The organism is Gemmatimonadaceae bacterium (genome assembly GCA_036496605.1).
Classification (GTDB): domain Bacteria; phylum Gemmatimonadota; class Gemmatimonadetes; order Gemmatimonadales; family Gemmatimonadaceae; genus AG2.
The window spans coordinates 1-17,992 of the sequence record DASXKV010000042.1 but is presented as its reverse complement, the minus strand read 5'-3'; the positions used below and the strand labels follow the sequence as shown (position 1 = coordinate 17,992).

General features: G+C 62.3%; 27 protein-coding genes and 7 tRNA genes. 20 read left to right on the top strand and 14 right to left on the bottom strand.

Features of this window, described 5'->3' with window-relative positions:
- The 10 genes from VGH98_16785 to VGH98_16740 all read left to right on the top strand — a co-directional run bounded on the left by VGH98_16785 (position 1) and on the right by VGH98_16740 (position 3,643).
- Positions 1–747 (top strand): arylesterase, encoded by a 747-nt coding sequence (locus VGH98_16785; GenBank protein HEY2377631.1) that lies wholly within the window; start codon positions 1–3, stop codon positions 745–747.
- 318 nt (positions 748–1,065) lie between these two features.
- Positions 1,066–1,629, top strand: coding sequence for an elongation factor P (efp, locus tag VGH98_16780; protein ID HEY2377630.1), 564 nt, complete (start codon positions 1,066–1,068; stop codon positions 1,627–1,629).
- Positions 1,630–1,732: 103 nt separating this feature from the next.
- A tRNA-His gene (locus VGH98_16775) sits at positions 1,733–1,806 on the top strand.
- Between the two features lie 3 nt (positions 1,807–1,809).
- Positions 1,810–1,882 (top strand) — tRNA-Trp (locus tag VGH98_16770).
- A 152-nt stretch (positions 1,883–2,034) separates the two neighbouring features.
- Positions 2,035–2,107: transfer RNA gene (locus VGH98_16765), tRNA-Glu, on the top strand.
- 19 nt (positions 2,108–2,126) lie between these two features.
- Positions 2,127–2,198 (top strand) — tRNA-Glu (locus tag VGH98_16760).
- A 69-nt stretch (positions 2,199–2,267) separates the two neighbouring features.
- Positions 2,268–2,342 (top strand) — tRNA-Asp (locus VGH98_16755).
- 30 nt (positions 2,343–2,372) lie between these two features.
- Positions 2,373–2,454, top strand: a tRNA-Leu gene (locus tag VGH98_16750).
- 16 nt (positions 2,455–2,470) lie between these two features.
- Positions 2,471–2,542, top strand: a tRNA-Thr gene (locus VGH98_16745).
- An 882-nt stretch (positions 2,543–3,424) separates the two neighbouring features.
- Positions 3,425–3,643: a hypothetical protein gene (locus VGH98_16740; protein HEY2377629.1), complete on the top strand. Its 219-nt coding sequence runs from the start codon at positions 3,425–3,427 to the stop codon at positions 3,641–3,643.
- 254 nt (positions 3,644–3,897) lie between these two features.
- Here VGH98_16740 and VGH98_16735 read toward each other — a convergent pair whose 3' ends face one another.
- From VGH98_16735 to VGH98_16710, 6 genes are all read right to left on the bottom strand, one after another.
- Positions 3,898–4,254, bottom strand: coding sequence for a hypothetical protein (locus VGH98_16735; protein ID HEY2377628.1), 357 nt, complete (start codon positions 4,252–4,254; stop codon positions 3,898–3,900).
- On the bottom strand, positions 4,251–4,613 hold the full coding sequence (locus VGH98_16730; protein ID HEY2377627.1) for a hypothetical protein: 363 nt from the start codon (positions 4,611–4,613) through the stop codon (positions 4,251–4,253). Before VGH98_16730 ends, VGH98_16735 begins: the two co-directional genes overlap by 4 nt.
- Positions 4,613–4,813 carry a hypothetical protein gene (locus VGH98_16725; protein HEY2377626.1) on the bottom strand — a complete coding sequence of 67 codons (201 nt, stop codon included), beginning with the start codon at positions 4,811–4,813 and terminating at the stop codon, positions 4,613–4,615. Before VGH98_16725 ends, VGH98_16730 begins: the two co-directional genes overlap by 1 nt.
- Entirely contained in the window at positions 4,810–5,253 is a 444-nt protein-coding gene (locus VGH98_16720) for an ATP-binding protein (protein ID HEY2377625.1), read from the bottom strand. The genes VGH98_16725 and VGH98_16720 overlap by 4 nt, the downstream gene beginning before the upstream one ends.
- A 337-nt stretch (positions 5,254–5,590) precedes the next feature.
- A complete protein-coding gene (locus tag VGH98_16715; GenBank protein ID HEY2377624.1) occupies positions 5,591–6,484 on the bottom strand; it encodes a hypothetical protein in 894 nt (297 codons plus the stop codon).
- 685 nt (positions 6,485–7,169) lie between these two features.
- The gene (locus tag VGH98_16710; GenBank protein ID HEY2377623.1) at positions 7,170–7,364 is read right to left on the bottom strand and encodes a hypothetical protein; all 195 of its coding nucleotides are present in this window, start codon (positions 7,362–7,364) and stop codon (positions 7,170–7,172) included.
- 111 nt (positions 7,365–7,475) lie between these two features.
- On the opposite strand from VGH98_16710, the gene VGH98_16705 reads away from it, so the two are divergent.
- From VGH98_16705 to VGH98_16680, 6 genes are all read left to right on the top strand, one after another.
- The gene (locus tag VGH98_16705; protein HEY2377622.1) at positions 7,476–8,165 is read left to right on the top strand and encodes a helix-turn-helix domain-containing protein; all 690 of its coding nucleotides are present in this window, start codon (positions 7,476–7,478) and stop codon (positions 8,163–8,165) included.
- A gap of 522 nt (positions 8,166–8,687) precedes the next feature.
- On the top strand, positions 8,688–9,038 hold the full coding sequence (locus VGH98_16700; GenBank protein ID HEY2377621.1) for a hypothetical protein: 351 nt from the start codon (positions 8,688–8,690) through the stop codon (positions 9,036–9,038).
- A gap of 609 nt (positions 9,039–9,647) precedes the next feature.
- Complete coding sequence (locus VGH98_16695; protein ID HEY2377620.1) at positions 9,648–9,959, top strand: hypothetical protein; 312 nt, start codon at positions 9,648–9,650, stop codon at positions 9,957–9,959.
- Positions 9,947–10,501, top strand: coding sequence for an IS21-like element helper ATPase IstB (gene istB / locus VGH98_16690; protein ID HEY2377619.1), 555 nt, complete (start codon positions 9,947–9,949; stop codon positions 10,499–10,501). Before VGH98_16695 ends, istB begins: the two co-directional genes overlap by 13 nt.
- 262 nt (positions 10,502–10,763) lie before the next feature.
- Complete coding sequence (locus VGH98_16685) at positions 10,764–11,981, top strand: ATP-binding protein (protein ID HEY2377618.1); 1,218 nt, start codon at positions 10,764–10,766, stop codon at positions 11,979–11,981.
- 7 nt (positions 11,982–11,988) lie between these two features.
- Complete coding sequence (locus tag VGH98_16680; protein ID HEY2377617.1) at positions 11,989–12,357, top strand: hypothetical protein; 369 nt, start codon at positions 11,989–11,991, stop codon at positions 12,355–12,357.
- Between the two features lie 94 nt (positions 12,358–12,451).
- Here the strand turns inward: VGH98_16680 and VGH98_16675 are convergent, their stop codons facing one another.
- The 8 genes from VGH98_16675 to VGH98_16640 form a co-directional block, all read right to left on the bottom strand.
- Positions 12,452–13,222 (bottom strand): hypothetical protein, encoded by a 771-nt coding sequence (locus VGH98_16675; protein HEY2377616.1) that lies wholly within the window; start codon positions 13,220–13,222, stop codon positions 12,452–12,454.
- An 88-nt stretch (positions 13,223–13,310) separates the two neighbouring features.
- Positions 13,311–13,589, bottom strand: a complete 279-nt coding sequence (locus VGH98_16670; protein HEY2377615.1) for a hypothetical protein — start codon at positions 13,587–13,589, stop codon at positions 13,311–13,313.
- The gene (locus tag VGH98_16665; protein HEY2377614.1) at positions 13,576–13,947 is read right to left on the bottom strand and encodes a hypothetical protein; all 372 of its coding nucleotides are present in this window, start codon (positions 13,945–13,947) and stop codon (positions 13,576–13,578) included. Before VGH98_16665 ends, VGH98_16670 begins: the two co-directional genes overlap by 14 nt.
- A gap of 224 nt (positions 13,948–14,171) precedes the next feature.
- On the bottom strand, positions 14,172–14,480 hold the full coding sequence (locus VGH98_16660) for a hypothetical protein (GenBank protein HEY2377613.1): 309 nt from the start codon (positions 14,478–14,480) through the stop codon (positions 14,172–14,174).
- Positions 14,481–14,496: 16 nt separating this feature from the next.
- On the bottom strand, positions 14,497–14,994 hold the full coding sequence (locus tag VGH98_16655) for a hypothetical protein (protein ID HEY2377612.1): 498 nt from the start codon (positions 14,992–14,994) through the stop codon (positions 14,497–14,499).
- Positions 14,995–15,076: 82 nt separating this feature from the next.
- A complete protein-coding gene (locus VGH98_16650; GenBank protein ID HEY2377611.1) occupies positions 15,077–15,235 on the bottom strand; it encodes a hypothetical protein in 159 nt (52 codons plus the stop codon).
- A gap of 188 nt (positions 15,236–15,423) precedes the next feature.
- A complete protein-coding gene (locus VGH98_16645; protein ID HEY2377610.1) occupies positions 15,424–15,675 on the bottom strand; it encodes a hypothetical protein in 252 nt (83 codons plus the stop codon).
- The gene (locus VGH98_16640; protein HEY2377609.1) at positions 15,672–15,887 is read right to left on the bottom strand and encodes a helix-turn-helix transcriptional regulator; all 216 of its coding nucleotides are present in this window, start codon (positions 15,885–15,887) and stop codon (positions 15,672–15,674) included. Before VGH98_16640 ends, VGH98_16645 begins: the two co-directional genes overlap by 4 nt.
- Before the next feature lie 190 nt (positions 15,888–16,077).
- Here VGH98_16640 and VGH98_16635 point away from each other — a divergent pair, with 190 nt between their 5' ends.
- From VGH98_16635 to VGH98_16620, 4 genes are all read left to right on the top strand, one after another.
- On the top strand, positions 16,078–16,548 hold the full coding sequence (locus VGH98_16635; GenBank protein ID HEY2377608.1) for a hypothetical protein: 471 nt from the start codon (positions 16,078–16,080) through the stop codon (positions 16,546–16,548).
- A complete protein-coding gene (locus tag VGH98_16630) occupies positions 16,548–17,117 on the top strand; it encodes a hypothetical protein (protein ID HEY2377607.1) in 570 nt (189 codons plus the stop codon). The genes VGH98_16635 and VGH98_16630 overlap by 1 nt, the downstream gene beginning before the upstream one ends.
- Entirely contained in the window at positions 17,114–17,437 is a 324-nt protein-coding gene (locus VGH98_16625) for a hypothetical protein (GenBank protein HEY2377606.1), read from the top strand. The genes VGH98_16630 and VGH98_16625 overlap by 4 nt, the downstream gene beginning before the upstream one ends.
- A 162-nt stretch (positions 17,438–17,599) precedes the next feature.
- A partial coding sequence (locus tag VGH98_16620; GenBank protein HEY2377605.1) for an Ig-like domain-containing protein occupies positions 17,600–17,992 on the top strand: 393 nt, incomplete at its 3' end.

Sequence of the window (17,992 nt, the reverse complement as noted above, 5' to 3'; positions counted from 1 at the left end):
ATGACGAAGCTGGTAGGCCGTTGGACGACACCACTGGTCGTCCTCGCGATAGCACTCGCGTCGAGCTGCAAAGGCGCCAAGGGCGATGACAGCGCCGCGCTTGCCGATACGGTAGCGAAAGCTAGCACCTCGGCACGCACGGACTCCGTACGCGCCACGGCGTCGAGTGTTGCACCGACCGCTGGTGCGCGCACGGTTCTATTCATAGGCACCAGTCTCACCGCGGGACTCGGCTTGAACCCGGACAGCGCGTATCCGCAGCTGATTCAGGAGAAGATCGAAGCAGCGCACCTGCCGTTTGATGTGGTGAACGCCGGTGTGAGCGGCGAGACGACGGCGGGGCTGCTTCGCCGGCTCGACTGGCTGCTTCGCGGCAACTTCGATGTGGTACTCGTCGAGAGCGGAGCAAATGATGGATTGCGCGGGACGCCGATCGCGGCGGTGCGGCAGAACCTCGAGGAGGTTCTTTCGAGAATTCGAACGGCGCGTCCGGCAGCGCACGTGATGCTCGTGCAGATGGAGGCGCCGCCGAACATGGGTCAGGAATACACGACGGCGTTTCACACGCTGTTCGGTGAGGTCGCACGCGAAACGGGCGCGACGCTCGTGCCGTTCTTGCTGCAAGGCGTAGCGGGCGACCGCAGTCTCAATCAAGCTGACGGGATGCATCCCAATCAGCGCGGCGAGCACATCGTGGCTGACAATGTGTGGAGGAGTCTGGAGCCGGTGCTGAGAGCCAAACCGTAATCCTGAGCGAAGCCCTTATATGGATTCTTCGCGGAATTTCGGCACGAGTCGCGTCGAGGCCGAGCTCGAGAAGCGAGAGGTGAGTAATGAGCTCCGGCTTTTTCGATGTGGCACGCACGCCTCTCACCCACCATCGGCGAGCCCAGCTCCGAGCCGCGAGAAGGCAGCAACGAGTTGCGAGATTGAGCTCGAGCCGCGAGCGATCTCGCATCTGTTGCTCCCTCAGCATGACAACGCCACTGGTCCGTAAGCCAGCACGTGTCTAGCTTTTAAGGCTGCTCTCGGCAGTCGCAAACTATTCAGATCGAGTTCATCCGTATGGCAATTCCGGCAACCCAAATCCGACGCGGCATGGTGATCGTCTTCGAGGGCGATCCGGTTCGCGTGGTCGAGTTCCGGCACCACACGCCCGGGAATCTGCGCGCGATGGTGCAGGCGAAGCTCAAGAACCTGCGAAACGGCTCGTCGTTCGAGCATCGTTTTCGGGCCGCCGACTCGATCGAGCCGGCGTCGATGGAAACCCACGAGCTCGAGTACATGTATGACGCGGCGGGCACGTATCACTTCATGAACACCGAGAACTACGACCAGCTCGAGATGGACGAGGAGACGCTCGGCGAAAACGCGCCGTGGATGCAGCCGGGGATGAAGATCCAGGCGGAGTACTACAACGGTCGGCCGGTCGGCATCCGCATGCCGAATTCCCTGACGCTCGAGATCGTCGATACGGCGCCGGTCATGAAGACAGCGACGAAGACGTCTTCGACAAAGCCGGCGAAGCTCGAGAATGGCGTTACGATCCAGGTGCCCGAATTCATCGGTACGGGTGACAGGGTTCGCGTGAATCCGTCGACGGGTGAGTATCAGGAGCGAGCGAAGTAGAGTGGTTGGTGATTGGTGTTTGGTGGATAAGGACTTGGGTTGATTAGGTGTTCCGACGGACTTAAAATTCCAGGTCTCTGTACTGCCGCAAATGGCAGCCATGGTGACTGTAGCTCAACCGGTTAGAGCACCGGACTGTGGCTCCGGGGGTTGGGGGTTCAAGTCCCCTCAGTCACCCTTAGGTCGGTAGCTCAATTGGTAGAGCACTGGTCTCCAAAACCAGCGGTTGGGGGTTCAAGTCCCTCCCGGCCTGTCAACGAGGGTCTAGGGTTTAGGGTGGTAGGGGTTAGGGCTGTTTGATAAGCGGGAGGAGCGCAAGCGAAGCGCGCGCGACACCATATAGGCTTGTTGCGAGCGCAAGCGAGCAACTACTGCCAGAGGCAACCGCCTCCGGCGGTTGCATCTGGCGGTATCGTCTAGGGGACTAGGACGGAGCCCTCTCAAGGCTCAAACACGGGTTCGAATCCCGTTACCGCTATTTCACTGCGGCCCGTCAGGGCCCGTTCGTCTATCGGCTAGGACGGCACCCTTTCACGGTGCAAAGACGGGTTCGATTCCCGTACGGGCTATTTAGGGGAATGGATGGGGAATAAGGAATCGTTAGGCTGGTAAGCGCTCCTGCGAGCGCAAGCGAGCAAGGAGCCGTAGCTCAGCTTGGTTAGAGCACTCGACTGTCACTCGAGAGGTCGCGGGTTCGAGCCCCGTCGGCTCCGTAGCATAGATGTTTAGAAGATGTTCAATGCGCCCTGGTGGTGAAATTGGTAGACACGCCATCTTGAGGGGGTGGTGCCGCAAGGCGTCGCGGTTCGAGTCCGCGCCAGGGCATTGAGCAGTTGCTAACGCCAGCGTAGCTCAGTGGTAGAGCACTCGATTCGTAATCGAGCGGTCGTCGGTTCAATCCCGACCGCTGGCTCTCTGTTAAGGTGGTCGATTCAGGGGTTAACCCTGCTCCGCCCTCGTCCACAGCGAGGGTGTTTGCATTCGGTAGCGTTTGAGCTTCGCCCTTTCGGGTTGTTTCGGGGCTCGGCGCCGGCGCGCTCACGAGCGCCGCGAGCTTGCGCATCTCCTCTTTGCGCGTGAGCAAGTAGTGATCGCGGACGATCTGCACATCCTTGTCGCCTAACCACTCTGCTGCGGTCTTCTCTGAACCGGTCCGCGCGAACAGGTCGCCGGCGATACCGCGGCGGAATCCGTGGGCACCGCGCCACTTCACCGGATCGATCCCGGCGCGCCGCTCGGCCGCGTGGAGGGCCGCGACATACGCGGAGTAGGTCCAGGGCTTCTCCCGCACCGTCACGCCCTCCAGCGTCGTCCTGGCGACCGCATGATGCGTGTCCCGCCGCTTGAGCGCGTGACCGCGCGTGCGGCGCTGGACGCCAAAGAGCACAAACGGTCCCGTGTACTCCTCGGCGCACCGCCAGCCATACGCGATCCAGAGCGCCTCTTTCACGGGCGTCGGCATAGGCTGCCAGCGCTCCTTCCCCATTTTGTCGGTCTCCGCGCGCCAGCGGATCTGCTCGCCCGCGAAATCGACGTCAGGCCATGTCAGGTGGAGGGCGGCATTGATCCGAACGCCGCAGTAGCCGACGAGTGTATTCGCAACGTGCGGTCGCCATAACCGGTTCTCGCGCGGCGACAGCTGGGCGAGGATCCGTTCTCGCTCGCCCGCGCTGAATTCCGTCATGACCGCGCGCTGGCGCTGCGCATCGCGGCCGAACTTCACGACGTAATTCGTGACTTTCGTTGGCTCGATCAGATCGCGATCGACAGCCCAACGAAATACATGGATGACCGCGTGCAAGATATGCCGCACCTGATTCACCGAATGGCCGCGCGCGACGAGCTGCGCTTTGAACTGGTCGAGCAACTCGCGCGTTGTGGCGTCGGCCGGTGCGTCGCGATCGGCGAAGAGCTCGTACTTCGACCACTGTCGCCGGAATCCGACGAGCGTTTTCGACCGCCAGTCTGCGGCGTGCGCATCCTCGTACTTTTCGCGAATTTGGCGATTCGTTAGGCGTGGTCGCTCAGCGGCCGCTGCTGGCGCGGCTTGCCACGGGCCGGCGCGCAGCTCCTCGTGAAGCGTTTCGGCGAATAGCTTCGCGTCGGCAATGCCCGCGCGGTTATCAGGGAACGACTCAACCTTCCGGCCGGTCGCATCCTTCCAGAGCACGCGCACATGCGAGACGCGACGAACCGGCTCGCGCACGACGCGCACGTAATCCTTGCGGCCGCGGCGGCCGAATCGCTCGAGCTCTTTCCGGTTCGGGCTCATGTCACCGCACTCCGGCCTAGGCGACGGCGCACGCGTGCGCGGATCGCGCGTTCACGACCCGGCTTTCTCCGCACAATATCGAGCCGGTACTCGCGCTCATTGCGCACATTGTAGCGCGCGTGCCCCGTCTCGAGCCACTCGTTGAAGCGTCGCCGCAGCGTCCTCTCGGCCAGGCCCGACGCGAGCGCCGCATCCGATTCGCCGACGAACATCCGCACGTCCTCAGTGAGGCTGGCGACGCAATCGAGAAGCTGCTCGAGATACGCCGCCTGACCCGAGTTCCCAGTGATTTTCAACGTGCTCGCGTGTTCGCGCGCGTCGGCAAGGACCTGCTCGAGCGTGAGTGTCGTCATTCGCCACTCCGCGCGAGATGCCAGTGCTTGGCGCCGCGCGCTTCCAAGTCGAATCGAATTGTGGACTGTGCACCAAGCACTTTCAGCGCGCGCGCGAGTGCCGCGTTCGAGATCCGGCGACCGCGTGCAGCCGTGCGCAGCTCAGAAGTTGTGTGCCTTCTCGTCGGATCTGCGAGTTGAGATAGTACGAATTCTTCGGCCCGTTCAACCCTCGCGCTACGGACCTCCTCGACGGTCTGCAAGGCCGACTCGAGTTCCACGGCCGCTTCGCGAAGCGCGACACCGGCGCCAGGCGCGTAGCGATCGAGCGCGGCAGCTCGCTCACGCCATCGGAGCGGAAGTTGTGCGAGTGAGGCCATCAGCGCCGCGGCTCCCCTGATTCGGTCGCCGTCTGCGCGCCAGTGCGCGCGAGCATCTCGACCATTATGGGACGGCCGTAGCGGAAGATCGCAAGCCGCTCTGCGGCCCTTCTGTCGGGCGCGTCGATCGGCTCGCCGAGGATCGCGCCAAGATCCTTGAACGTGGGGCTCGGACGACGGGGTAACCAGCGGCGCATCATCGGCGGAGCCCGTAGGAAACGCGATAGTCTGCACCGCCGAAATCGATAAATCCACGCCAGCCGGCCGCTCGGCTCGAGATCGCCGGTCCGAGCAGAGCCACGAGCTCCTCTCCTCGATCGTTTGTCGTTAGGATCGTCGGCTTCTGCCGTTCCTCGCGCCATGCGATCAGATCATAGAGATGCTGTTGCGGCTGACCAAAGAAGGCGTGCCGAGATACTTCGTCGACGGTGAGGAATTCGGGCGAGCGGTATTTCGCGAGGCGCTGTGCCTCACTGGGGCCACTCTCGTGTGTGCCCCACGCCTCACGGAGATCGCGAATAACGTCCGAAAGGACGACGACGCGACTCAGCACGGCGCGTTCACCGGCAAGCCTTTTCGCGATCGACCAGACCAGGTGGCCCTTCCCCGTTCCACACGCACCCGAGAACACGCTGATCACTGGGGCGTTAGGCCACGACACCACGTAAGCTTTTGCGTATTCCAGAGCACGAGCGAGCGCAGCTCTGGATTCGGCGTCGCCATGGATCTCAAAGTTTTCAAACGTTACCGTCCCGTAAAGCGACGGGACCACCAGTGCGGCCAGCCGTTCGCGGCAAAGTTGTTCGTGCCGTTCGCGTTCAGTCCGAGCCTCCTCTTCCGACACGCAGCTCGCACAGCGCATCGGGATGAAACGCCACTCGCGATGGAATTGCAGTTCGACCGATGCACCTCGGCAGTTCGGACAAACGGCAGGCCGCGATGCGATGTGAGTATCGAGCTTAGAGAGTGACATTCGTTCAGCCGCCGAGAAGTTTTCCGTATGCAGACGGGACTGCGGCCGTCGATCTGGGCACGGCGCCGTTCTGCGTCTTCGCGCGATCTGGCTCACTCGACTTCGCGCGACGGAGATACCCGTCGAATTGCGCGGAATTCGGATTCTTGAGGGCGCCATTTTTGGCGTAGGCGCGCAGCGCGATTCCGAGCTCGATCGGCGTGACGTGCCGGTGGCCTGGCATGCCGTCGAGGGACGCCGCAAGGTCGGCAACCCACGTGTTGGGATTCGAGACAGCGCTGAGTAGCAGGTCGAGCGCCGCGCGGTCGTTCTCGCTGGCGAGCCGACCGTGCAGCGGCGTCACGCGCGCGGGAGAAGAAGATGGACTTGTGTTGTCTGGGCTTGTCTCCGTCTTCGTCTTCTCTTGTGATTCCCCATGGGATGGGGAATAGGATAGGGGATGGGTTGGGGGAGGGGACGGTGAAGGAGATTCCCCCGCCGGTGTAGCGTCAAGTTCGTAATGCGTGATGAACGCTTCCACGATGGGTAGCCTGGGCAGGTTGCGGACGAATCGCACAACGCCGGTTCGATGATTCGGATTAGTAATCGTGAACGATGGTTCGAACTTGAGCCCGTTCACGATCCACACGACGTTTCGCTCGGTTCGGATCCAACCATGCGAACGCCCCAGCTTGGGCGCTTCCAGTTCGCGCAGCGCCTGTTGGATCTGCTGGTCAGTCGCGCGGCGATGCATGGCCGGCAACGCCTCTTTGTAGAACACGGCGATGCCATACTGGCCAAGCTTCAGTTTCAGCGACCAGAAGACCGCTTGGGCGAGTGGCGTGAGCTCCTGGAAATCCGCGTCATCCGCGAGCGACTCGAAAGTAGAGCGGTACGAGGGCTTGAGCGTCTCGCCCATCAACTTCTCGCTTGCTTCAAAACAGTTCCTCGAACGTGAGCCGGAGATTCCGCGTCTTCTTCTTGCGCTCGCTCTCTCGAGTGGTCCGTCTGAGTTCGGAGTGCGGGCAACGGGGATTCGTATGATCCGCCGCTCGATTCTGCGGCTTTCCGTGCTGCTCGTGGGCCACTGGCCGAACCGCGCACGTGCAGTGCAGCGGCTCCGTCCGCGCTGGGCGTCGTCGCCTCACTCGATGCTCCCGTCGTCGTTAGGGGAAATGCATCGGGCCCGAGGAGATCGCCGACCGTCAACCGCAGCGATCGGCGCCGACGCTTCTTCGAGACTACAGGCGATTCGGTGAGCAGTTCGCGCAGCGTGCGAACCGAGCTGCGGCGCTGGTTGGGGGGATGTCGGCGCGTGGTACGAAATAACTCGCTGAAGGTGCATAACGGGTCCGTGTGATCGGGCCAGCGTAGAGCTTCAGAGGCTGGTCCGCTCTGGCGCCGATAGAGTTCTGTGAAAGGACACTTCGGATTCGAGTGCTGAGGCCAAAGTGGCGTGGCGCTGTGAGGCTTCGCTTGCGAGCGTAAAGCCTTGCTGGTAGTATTCCGCACGATCTTTGCTCCTTCGGCGCTCGCCCTCGACAGAGCACGCCGACCAAATTGTGAATGGCGAAACGCCATCTCCGCCCGAGATGGCGTTTCCGTTAGGCCACAGCAGCGGCCTGGGGCCGCGAGTGCTCGCGGAGATAACGAGCGAGATCGTCGGCGTCGATCCACCAGCGGCCCCGATCGTCCTGCTCGCCCCGCAACTCGCCTACGAGCACGAGACGAAGGGTCTGGTTGTAGGACCGGCGCAGCGCGGCGGCCGCGCGCATGATCGACACTCTCTCGTCTGCCATATCTCCTCCGTGTGAAGATCGAACGGAGCAAAGCTACGCTTGTAGAAAGAAAGACAAAATGTAGATTAGTCGGACAGATCACTAAACCTGACTGACTAATTAACCGAACCAATGACACGAACGCGGAGGACGCCCTCGAGCACGCAGCTCAAGGGAGGCATCAAGTCGCTGCCGGTGAAGGAGGCGAGGGCCATCCGCGAACGTCTGCGCGAGTGGTGCCTGAGGGGCGCGAATCCCCGTTACAAGTCGCAACAACACCTCGCTGAACAACTCGGCGTGGGCAAGGCGACCGTATCGACTTGGTTCGCGAAGAATCCGAGCACCCCAACATCGCCGGCCCTCTTGCAACTCGCTCGCGCGGGTCTGAGCATCAATTGGCTGCTCACCGGCGGCGGTCCGGAGAACCATTCGGCTGATCGCCCGCAAGCCGCGCTATCAGATGCCCTACGACGTCACGTGCTTGATGAGATCGAGCGCACGGCAGAATCGGGCGACGAGGAACTCGCCGTCTCTCTAATCCCGGAGTCCTCAGAATTGCTGAGTGACTTCGTCCGCTACTGGTGGGAGGAGCGCATAGCGCGAAAGCTCAATGAGCGCCGTGGCGAGCGAGTGCTGGAGCTCCTGACGGCTCAAGACCAGCGCGAATTCATCGCGGAGAAGAGTCTGATCCACCAGGCAATGCTGAGCGGATTTAGTCCTGCCCAGAGCCGTGAACTCGCGACGCATGTGCGGCGCTTCTTGAAAACGCGGTCCTATTCCCCAGCTGCAACCATTCGGCTGATAGGGCCTAGGCACAAGTAAGCCTGCCCTATCGCGCGGCCAGAAGCCTGCACACATAGGCTGTGCATAATCTGCTTGAGCGCGCTACCGGTGAGTTAGCTCGTTGGCTTGTCGTGCCCAACGCATAGGGTCCTGGCGCGATCTCCTATTCTCCATGGGCCACCTCACACGACGTCGCCGGCATTTCGTCGTCGAGGACGCGCAATTCGCACTCACGTGCTCGATAGGCCGCGCCGGCGACCGGAGATGCCTGGGAGTACTCGCTCTACGGAATCGCGGTTGGTGCGCCGACTGCCAGCGGCCCAGCGGCCAAGAAGAAAGGGAGAAAATCCCTGTAACGGCGCGCTGCATGGGGCCACCGGTGGCGCGTGCGCCGCTGGCGCCTTGAGTGCGACAACAGATTAAGAAAATTCTCATGCACTGTCGACCTAGCGGTTCTGCCCTTGTTTAATGCACTCATTTCGCGCAGGTCTATACCAGCACGGCGCGCTCGGAACGGTCGCCGCCCTCGTGCGCTGGAAGCGAATTCGGAGGAGGACAGCCATGCCAAACGAAAGGGGTCGCGACAGTGCGTACTGGGTGGCTGTTGCGGCGTTGATAGGGGCGCTCGGTTCAATTGCCGTCAGCGTGATCCAAACCGAAGCGGCGAATAAGCGCTCGCTCGGTTCTTTGGAAGAAGGCCAAAAGCTATGTCACGTCGACTGGCCCTATCACTTTGCCGACGGTTTAGTCGTTCCGAAGAGTTGGTCCATTAACGTGTGCCTCGACTACGCGAAGTTGGGAGGCGCAACTGAATACGCGATTGGCTGTGTGTTCGCAGATGGGATCGTCCTAAGTCCCAACGTCGTCCTCGGTGCAGTACCACAGACGCCAACACGTAATTGCGGATGGTAGCTGACCGTTGACTGGATCGAAGCCCATGGGGTTCGCGACGCTCACCGCTCCTTCATGGGCCACCCGCATCTTTTCGCGCAGGTTTTTGCAGCTTGCCGACGGTGTTTTCGACGGTGTTTTCGCAGCGAAGATGTTGACTATTTAGATGACTTCCGAGGCCGGTTGACGCACGAAGCGGAGCAGCCGCTCGCGTCGCGCTGCTCGAGCACGTGCGACCTCAGCATCACTCTCAATAACGACCGTGGTTTTCACCGTGGTTTCCGCAGTTACCGCTGTGGTTGATTCGACCACGGCGGGAGACTCGTGCGGCCACGTGCAGGCGCCGCTGCCAGGCCGATGCGGGAAGTCGAAGGCCGAGCAGCTGCAAGCGACCGCGCGCGTCTTCTCGCTTTTCCGCTCTGTGATCGCCAAGCGCGGCCCGCGATGGCCGCGGCCAGCGTGCGCGACGCATCGCTGTTAGCACCGGGTTCAAATTGCACGGAATCACCGGCGAGAATTGCACACTCGGGTGAGACTTCGCGCCGACCAGCGGTGCAGTAAGCGTTGATAGGGCTTTGTGCTGAAAAGCGACCGCCGTAATTGCCCGGAGACGGGCGATCGCCCGGTCGGTTGAGTGAAGAGCAGCGACGCCGGTGGCTCGACGAGGTGGCGAATGTGCGCGTGCACCGCACGCTCAACGCGGTGCCGCGCGAGCGCTTTGACGCGGACGAGCGCGGGACGCTGCAGCCGCTCGCCCCGCATGGATACCAGCCGCTCGTGCTACCCGTGGAGCGGACGACCCGGCGCAGTCTCGTCCGGCCGCTCCTGCCAGAGATGCTCTCGGCGCTCCCGGGCATTACGGTCGAGCGCCGGGGCCTAACGAGCTATTCAGTTTTCAGCCGAGCGTCAAACGCGAGCAGCTCGAGAGCTTGCACACGTTAGGCTTCATCGAGCGCAAGGAGAATGTCGTTTTTCTCGGACCACCCGGGGTCGGCAAGACGCACCTCGCGATCAGTCTCGCGATTGCGGCGGCGGAGAGCGGCCGGCGGGTCTACTACGGCACGTTAGGCGATCTGATCGCGTCGCTTGAGGAGGCGCAGACCGCGGGGCACCTCATCCACCGGCTCAAGACGCTGAGCTTTCCAAGTCTGCTCATCGTTGACGAGATTGGCTATCTGCCGATCACGCGCACCGGCGCGATGCTCTTCTTCCAGGTGATCGCGCGGCGCTACGAGCGCGCGTCGACGGTACTCACGTCGAACAAGGGCTTCGAGGAATGGGGCGAGATCTTTGGGGACGAGGTGATGGCGGCGGCGCTGATCGATCGCCTCGTACATCACTGTCACATCGTCAACATCCGCGGCAACAGCTATCGGATGCGACAACATGCGGAGCTCCGGTCGGCGCTTCACCCCCGGCACAATGTACCAGATCGCTCCGCTCTCAAACGGCGGAACGCCACTCAGGAGGTCACAGCGAACTAGGCTCGCCCCCGACCCCAAGTGTGCAATTCTTCCCGGTGAAAGTGCGCAATTCTATTCCGGTGTTGACAATCGCTGCTCAGGGTCATCCCAGCAGGCCCAGGCGCGACAGTTGTTACCATCCTCTCGAGCTGCCGTGCACTGCCGACTGGTGATCGCAGCTTCGCTGTACGGCATTCTCCAGCCGTCTTCGTCGGGTGAGAACTCGCTTATCCACTCGACTCACCCACAGCGTTCGGAGTAACGCTGTGGGTAAATTTCTCGAATGCCAATCCGCACCGTACCCATCACGGAACTGAAGGTTGAGCACGCGCGGAACATGATCGAACGCCGAGTGCGCGAGGATCGGACGCTCGACTACAAGGAGGTTCTCGACGTGAGCGACTCTGGCAAGCTCGATCTCCTTCAGGACGTCACCGCGATGGCAAATGCTTCGGGCGGGACGATCCTCTACGGCGCCGTCGAGGGAGAGGGCGAAGACCGCGGGCTAATCGTCGACCTTCGCGGTATGCCGCTCCAGCCTGATCGCATCGAGCTGACTGTAACGAATCTGCTCCGCGACAGTGTCGACGAGCGGATACTGAACGTTCAACACCGAGCGATTCCTACTGGCGACGGCACTTATCTCTACGTGATACGAGTGCCGGCGAGTCCGCGAGCTCCGCACATGATCACCATGAAGAGCCATCGTCCTCGGTTCTACATGCGCGGGACGGTGTCCAACGATCCGATGAACGCCCAGCAGATCCGAGAGGTCGCGATGAGAAGCGAGACCGCCTACGATCGCGCCCGGGAAGTTATCGCGCAACGCGTGGGAGCAATTCGAGAGTACGCAGAGAATCGTGCGAACATTCTAAGCACAGCGAAACCGGAGGGAAGCGCAGGCGCAGACTTCATCGCACTTCATCTTATTCCACTCTTCCCGCCGATCGGCGGTATGGATCTTTCCCCTCGAGCGATCCAGCAGCGATGGAACAATGTAAGTGCCTTTCGATGGACGACGAACAATGTTCGTATCGGCCTTGATGGGTTGGCGGCCGAGTACGGGTCTTTCGTTGAAGGCGGCGCTCACGCATGGACGATGTTGCTTCGTCAAAGCGGAATCGAATGCGTTCAGATCGACAACACAGAGAGCGATGGCCAAGGAAATCGCTCTCTGTCTGGGCTCGGCGTCGAGATCGACGTGCTCCATGCGTTAGATGAAGCTCAACAGCTCGCGGCTGAGGACTTGCTCACTACGCCACTTGTCGTAAGCCTGCGGTTGCACGGAGTCAGCGGCGTCATGCTCGTCTCAGGGCGAAGAGCAGGGCAAAAGACGAGCAGTCTCGGCGAAGTCCCAATCGAACCGATGCTCCTTTCAGGCTGGGATGAAGCGCCAGCAGTGGCGCGGACGCTCTTTCACGTGATGTGGCAGGCGTGGGGCTTCGCGCGCTCGCCGTGGTACAACGACGACGGCACTCGCATCCCTGCACCCCAGCGTTGACAGGTCCATGAAGACTCTCGAGGAAGTATTGCGCGACCATCATGCCGAAGCTGCGATGCTTCGCCGCAACGGATACGTCGCCGAGGCGGACGCCCGCGAGCGCATGCTTCGCGAAATCGAGAACGCGAGTGGTGAGTATAGAGAATTCCTATCAGAGGGTGAGGCAAGTCTCCGGTCCGGAAAGAGCGTCGCGTGGTTCCGATCGCGGTTCGATGCGTGGACAGAGCGGGGGCTCGCGCGCTACAATCCGAAGACAACGCGCAAGGAGCGCCAGTATCGATCGATGATCGTGCCTATGCGCGCGAACGTCGTAGCTGTTCGAGACGACGCGCGACAGGCGGCGCCCGAGACCATCAGAAGTCAGTGCGCCGAATAGTCGAGAGGGTTAGCTCCCACAGAGGACATGCTCAGCTTTTGCCCAAAACTCCAACGACTGTGCGGGTCTCATCTGCGCATCAGGTCTCGCGCCGCTAGAGGACGGAGGCGTCGCCGCGGAGGACACGGCGGCCGCGTATCGTGAGGTCAACGAAATGGAAGGAGCCAAACTCATAGCTCCCGGGCCCGCCTCCCTCGATCAGACCTAACGCTTCGAGCGCATCAAGTAGAAGGCTGAGCCTTGGAGGCGGGATCTCAGTCTTTTCAGCGAGGGTCTGCACCGCGAACTGGTAACCCTCCGTGCGATCGCGAACGATTGAAATCAGGATCTTCGCAACGTCACGCTCCCAGTCGATATCCGGTCGTAGCGTCGGACCGACTTGCAGCGCTGCGGCTTCGCGGATCCGCGTGCGAACAATGCCGGCCGCATGGGTCGCGCTCGGATCCGCGTAGACGAGGCCGAGTTCCTCGAGCTCGTGCGCGGCCTCACCATACTCATCGGGAGTGAGACCCAGCGCTATCATTGCCTCACCAGAGTCAACCCCGTCCCAGATTTTCTGGAGCGCAGCGTTCAGAGTCACTTCGAGGAGCTGAACCCGCGCACCGCTAATTCTCGTCGTCGACCCGCCATCATAACGAGCGAGACGACTTTCGACGTCCTCTACGCGGCTCGCCAGCTGGCCGGTTTGCTTCGTCGCCAGATAACTGGACGCTTCGCCGAACGCTCGGCTGAGCAGCGCGCTTACCCCGCCTGGAAGATCCAGGATGAAGGCGACCCCACGGATGAATAGCTCGCGAGCGAATGCATTCTCTTTCTCATCTTCCTGACGCTGTCTGCGGTAAAACTCCTCGTGCGCATCAGGCATGATCTCGAGTAGCTCCGGGTCGACGGTCGCGAGAACCTACGCTGTCGACCCGGAGCAGCGCGAGAGGGAGAGCGAAAATGAGAGCGCTCTAATCCTTCTCCTGCGCCGGGCACTTCTGCTCGGCCTCGAAGCGCGCGACATCGTCGGGCGCATACCGACGCATCTTCGACGAGCCGAACTCCAGGTACGGCAACTGCTCGCGCGGGATTCTGAGCACGGTCGCACGGCCGACGCCCCAGCGCGTCATGAGCTCGCGCGTCCCAAGCCAGCTCGCGGCCTGGAGCTGGCTCTCGTGTTGCGATGCGGCGGCGCGGAGTTCTGCGAGGGCGCTCCCGTATCCAACGTGAACTCGCTCATCGGCTAGCACTTTTGGCCTCGGCTGTTGCCTTCACGCGTTGTTCGAGCGCGCTCTCCCACACGCCGCGCGACTCGCATTCCTTTGTCGCATCAGTCTCGGATACATGAAGTGCGGAAACCGCAGCGGAATTGATCCACGCGAAGCGCACTGTTGCTTTCACGGTTGCTGAACTACTGTCGCCGCGGACGAGCACATTCCAGACGGCGTTAGTCGGATAGAGATGCGCGCCGCCATTTGACATCGTGCCGCAGTCAGCGAGCGCATCGGGGTTGGCGTCGCTGACCCGTTGGCGTTCTGCTACGATGAGGCCAGATGCCCGGTCGATCGTCTTGATCTGGATGTTGCGGGCCGCGAAGACATCGATCATCGAATCCCACGTCTTGCCGAACGACGCCGAGACGGTAGTGCCGGTTCGCGGCGCGGCCGGCGCCGGTGGCGAGTATTGGGGAAGGACGCAAGCGGCCAGCAGCAGCAGAAACGTGATAGCGAGACGGCGACGCATACTGCAGCGAACTCCGATGAGGTGGGTCCCCAAACATGTGGCGCCGCGGATAGCTTCGCCAGGCGTACAAGATTAGAGCGCTCTCATCTTCACTGCGGCTCGCTCGCCAGGAACTGCCGCCGCCTCGTTGGCCCGGTCACGCCGTGCTGCTCGTCGCGAAATCGATAGACCCGGCGCGCGCTCCCATCATCTCGCGTGAACACGCGCCACTTCGCGTAGGAGTCGCCGAGCTGCACCGGCCAGGGCACACGCTTGCCGTCTCGCGTCTCGGCGACGACGTCGGTCACGCGCCAGCGCTGGCCCTCGTCATCCGTCCACCAAACCTCGATCATGGTTTCAGCTACAGCGCGGCGGTCGATACCGGCGATCGGTGTTTTGTTCGCGACACGACGCCACATCCGCCAGGGCTATCCTTCATCCGCTCCTGCCCGGCAATGCGCTCGCAGCTGATAGCTGCTTTCCCTGACTGTCTGCGAGATCGGCAGAGATCAGCGCGTGCTGCATGAGTTCACGGAGGCTCGTAAGGGCGGCTGCGCGGCGGGTGCGCCACTCTTCGTTTGGGAAGGATCGAGGGTAATCGTACCCCATGTTGATCGGAACGTCCCTGATCGCTTGGATTTGGTCTCGCAACCATGTCAGTTCGACGGCCGCTTTGCCTGCTGCATCAGCGGCCAATCCGAAAACCTGAGCTGCTGCAGTCTGAAGGCCATCAATCTCATCGGCAGTCCATAGTGCGCGCGTGCGGAATGCCGTATCGTCCGGCTGCTCCGGCAAGTCGCTAACGCGCGCTTCAATGCCCGCTGCCCGGCCGCGAAGTGCGCCAGCACGCTGCTTATCCTCGGCGAGCTGGCTAAGGCGATTCAGTTTCAATTGCTCGTTCGCAGCGCCGGCAAGCTCTCGAGTAAGGGCCACGTATTGCCGAGTGACAACGTAAATCGTGATCGCCGCGACCGCCTGAACGCCAGCAGCGCCGGCCTGGATCCAAGCTGGCAAATCACTCACCGTTGAGTACCTGGTCGGAAGTCACTACGTCGATCACACGCGAACCTGCGCGCCGGCGCGAGATCTCCGACGCCGTCAATCGCAACGCAGCCACACGCCGCTGCGCCCACTCCTCGGGCGCCAGCGCCAACGCGATCTCGATCGTCGACATGCCGCGAAACTACTCGTGCTGTCGCGTCACGCCAGCGTCAGCGAGTGCCGACGGCAGTTGGCTCTTGACCTCAGGGATATTCGGTTGGTCGGCGTAGGCCGAAGGGACCCGATCAGGAAGTCGTGGCCAACCAAGATCGGCTCTGAACCGGCGCGCTAGGACGGTCGCACGGCCGACGCCCCAGCGCGTCATGAGCTCGCGCGTCCCAGGCTGAGCGACACCTCGAGATGCCAACGCAGCTTATAAAGCGCGCGACAGATCCGCTCATGCCAATCGAGACGTCGGTCGATTGCCCGCTCACCCTTGTAACGTCGCAAAGCGAAAATGCCGCCGCCGGCCGCGCCGATGAGAGCGAACAGTCCGGGCAAGACTGAACGCACAATCTCCCACCACCATGGAAGGACGCCCAGCGAAGCCACGCTCTGAATCCATGTTGTCACCGCCGCTTCCTCTTTTCGCGTTCGAGCAACTCACCCGGATCCACGTCGAGGACGTCGCACAGCGCCTCGAGCACGGCCTCGGACAAACACTTCCACTCGTTTCGGCCGAAGCGATAGGCGGCTGATAAGCTTATGCGGCCGCCAGAGCGCCGCGCCAATTCGTAGGCGGTAATTCCGCGCTCATCGAGGATCTCGGCAACGCGAAGTCGCATACTGCCGAATATAGGCAATTGCCGAATCTTGACAATAGCCGACGTATTGCCTAGATTCGGCAATACGCAGATATGACCAAGGGGCAGCCGGCTACCCTGGAAAGTCTCCGGACTGCCCCTCGCACAGACCCGAAGGCCTGCACGCGCAACGTAGTGCGCTCCCGGCCTCGGGCGCAACCGAGGAGGAGCCATGCACGATCCAACTGAGCAAGACCTCGAGCTCGCCGATCGCGTCAACGAGATCGCGCCCAACGCATTTCCGATCTCGACTGACGGCCCACAGCCCGAGCACGTGCGCCGCGAAATGGCTGCCGCGTCTGCGAGAGCGCAGCGGCTCGCCTTCGACCAAGCGCGCATCTGTGTCGCGGCGATTCCGCCTGCAGTCCATCAGTCGCCTTTCTATCAGCCCTTCGACGGAGCGGTCATTTTCCGCGATGGCCAGCCGTGGTGGGGCATGTTCTACGCGGCCGGTGTTTACGTCGCCGACGCTGAAACAGCGCGCCGTGCACAGCGGCACCTCATCGAGATCGACCATCGTCAGGCGCTGCGCGAGAACGACTACCGCGATCGCTGCGCGCTTCGTTTCGCCGTAACGGAGCAAGGCAGGAGCGCGCTCGCCGAGACGTCCCAGAACATGCAGGACGTGCGGAGGGCCAGCTAATGCCGCGTCGCCAGCAACTGCTCGCCGCGCCCGTGCGGACGATCACTCTGCCTCCTGACGAACAGGCGCGATCTACCGTTAGGCAGTATGGTCAGTTCCTGGATGAGCTGCGTGGCAGTCGGGACGCCAAGGTGCAGAAATCGTTGGATGGCGTCAACGCCGAGTGCCTTATTCGGCTGAGTGAGATCGAAGCGCGGGCGCGCCAGATCCCTGATATCGACGAGCGCAATCGGTTTCAAAGAGCGGCACTCAAGAAGGAGCGCCGCGACTATGCGAATGAGCTACTCGGTTGTGGCCAAGGGCCCAAGAGTGACCCGTCACTTGGGTGGGAGTGCCGAACGAACGAGCACGGGACCCCCGAACGCGATGGCGAACCGATCGCGCCTGGTGTCAGTGGCTTCTATGCCCTCTGCCCAGGTGACGACGCACTCACGCTGGATCTACGAAATGCGGAGGGGCGACTCGTGCTCCGCGTCCATACCACGGGTGACCGCACGCTGCAAGCGGAGGCGCTTCACTGGTTAATCACCCTTCGGGACCGGTACGGCATGCAGGAGGTGCGGCCATGACGCGCGTCCTTCAATTCCCGAGGGGTGCTGCGTCGCGCTCGAGCAAGCTCCATGGCGGCGCGCACGCCAATGCCGCCACCCCGCCCACGCCGGAGCCGGGCCCAGATGGGTTATATCGTAACACCGTGATCGAAGCTCCCTACCTCGACCTGAGCGGTCGACGTCTCTTCGTCGCGTGCGGGCCACAAGGCCAGCGCCTCGGTGAAGGCGTCGCCGTGAACGAAGCGGACATCGAGCGCGTCTCCGCACGACTCTGGAGAGCGGTCGACATCGAGTCGCGCGGAGAGGGGAGCATTCTCGAGCCGCCGCAGCTCATGTGAAGGTCGATATGGTGGGGGAGGGACTGCCCCCACCATACGGCACGGTCCTGGCGGCTTCAGGAAACGGCCGTTTTAATAGAGTCTCCGCGATATCGAGGTTGCACTAGCGCGCCGGTTTTCGCGGAGGCACCTCGCTGCCGCTGTCGCTGAGCAGGATCCCAAATGATGCACCTACATGCGCAGCACCGTTTCACCTTGCCTGGCAAGCATTGGGCAACCTTGGCGTATCGCCTGGGCCGCATCGCGCTGGCAACTCTCCTCCTCGCGTTGCCAGCCTGCAGCAAAGACTCATCGACTGGACCTCACCAAGCTGGCCCTCCCTCGAAGGTCGTCATCGTCTCGGGCGACGCGCAGTCGGGTGTCGTCGGGCAAGAGCTCGGAACCGCGCTCGTCGTCCGCGTGGTCGACGCAAACGGGACGCCGGTTCAAGGCCAGGCAGTCAACTTCCACGTCACGGCTGGTGGAGGAAGCGTCTTTGCCGGCTCGTCGAACACGAACGCGGACGGCGTTGCGCAGGAACGCTGGACGCTCGGCACCGTCGCCGGCGCCGACCAG

Coding starts and splice junctions, on each gene's coding strand:
- VGH98_16685 (HEY2377618.1), top strand. CDS start 10,764: ATGCCAATCCGCACCGTACCCATCACGGAACTGAAGGTTGAGCACGCG.
- VGH98_16705 (HEY2377622.1), top strand. CDS start 7,476: ATGACACGAACGCGGAGGACGCCCTCGAGCACGCAGCTCAAGGGAGGC.
- efp (HEY2377630.1), top strand. CDS start 1,066: ATGGCAATTCCGGCAACCCAAATCCGACGCGGCATGGTGATCGTCTTC.
- VGH98_16710 (HEY2377623.1), bottom strand. CDS start 7,364: ATGGCAGACGAGAGAGTGTCGATCATGCGCGCGGCCGCCGCGCTGCGC.
- VGH98_16680 (HEY2377617.1), top strand. CDS start 11,989: ATGAAGACTCTCGAGGAAGTATTGCGCGACCATCATGCCGAAGCTGCG.
- VGH98_16700 (HEY2377621.1), top strand. CDS start 8,688: ATGCCAAACGAAAGGGGTCGCGACAGTGCGTACTGGGTGGCTGTTGCG.
- VGH98_16715 (HEY2377624.1), bottom strand. CDS start 6,484: ATGGGCGAGACGCTCAAGCCCTCGTACCGCTCTACTTTCGAGTCGCTC.
- VGH98_16630 (HEY2377607.1), top strand. CDS start 16,548: ATGCCGCGTCGCCAGCAACTGCTCGCCGCGCCCGTGCGGACGATCACT.
- VGH98_16735 (HEY2377628.1), bottom strand. CDS start 4,254: ATGACGACACTCACGCTCGAGCAGGTCCTTGCCGACGCGCGCGAACAC.
- VGH98_16640 (HEY2377609.1), bottom strand. CDS start 15,887: ATGCGACTTCGCGTTGCCGAGATCCTCGATGAGCGCGGAATTACCGCC.
- VGH98_16675 (HEY2377616.1), bottom strand. CDS start 13,222: ATGCCTGATGCGCACGAGGAGTTTTACCGCAGACAGCGTCAGGAAGAT.
- VGH98_16625 (HEY2377606.1), top strand. CDS start 17,114: ATGACGCGCGTCCTTCAATTCCCGAGGGGTGCTGCGTCGCGCTCGAGC.
- VGH98_16785 (HEY2377631.1), top strand. CDS start 1: ATGACGAAGCTGGTAGGCCGTTGGACGACACCACTGGTCGTCCTCGCG.
- VGH98_16660 (HEY2377613.1), bottom strand. CDS start 14,480: ATGTGGCGTCGTGTCGCGAACAAAACACCGATCGCCGGTATCGACCGC.
- VGH98_16635 (HEY2377608.1), top strand. CDS start 16,078: ATGCACGATCCAACTGAGCAAGACCTCGAGCTCGCCGATCGCGTCAAC.
- VGH98_16650 (HEY2377611.1), bottom strand. CDS start 15,235: ATGTCGACGATCGAGATCGCGTTGGCGCTGGCGCCCGAGGAGTGGGCG.
- VGH98_16730 (HEY2377627.1), bottom strand. CDS start 4,613: ATGGCCTCACTCGCACAACTTCCGCTCCGATGGCGTGAGCGAGCTGCC.
- VGH98_16725 (HEY2377626.1), bottom strand. CDS start 4,813: ATGATGCGCCGCTGGTTACCCCGTCGTCCGAGCCCCACGTTCAAGGAT.
- VGH98_16665 (HEY2377614.1), bottom strand. CDS start 13,947: ATGATCGATGTCTTCGCGGCCCGCAACATCCAGATCAAGACGATCGAC.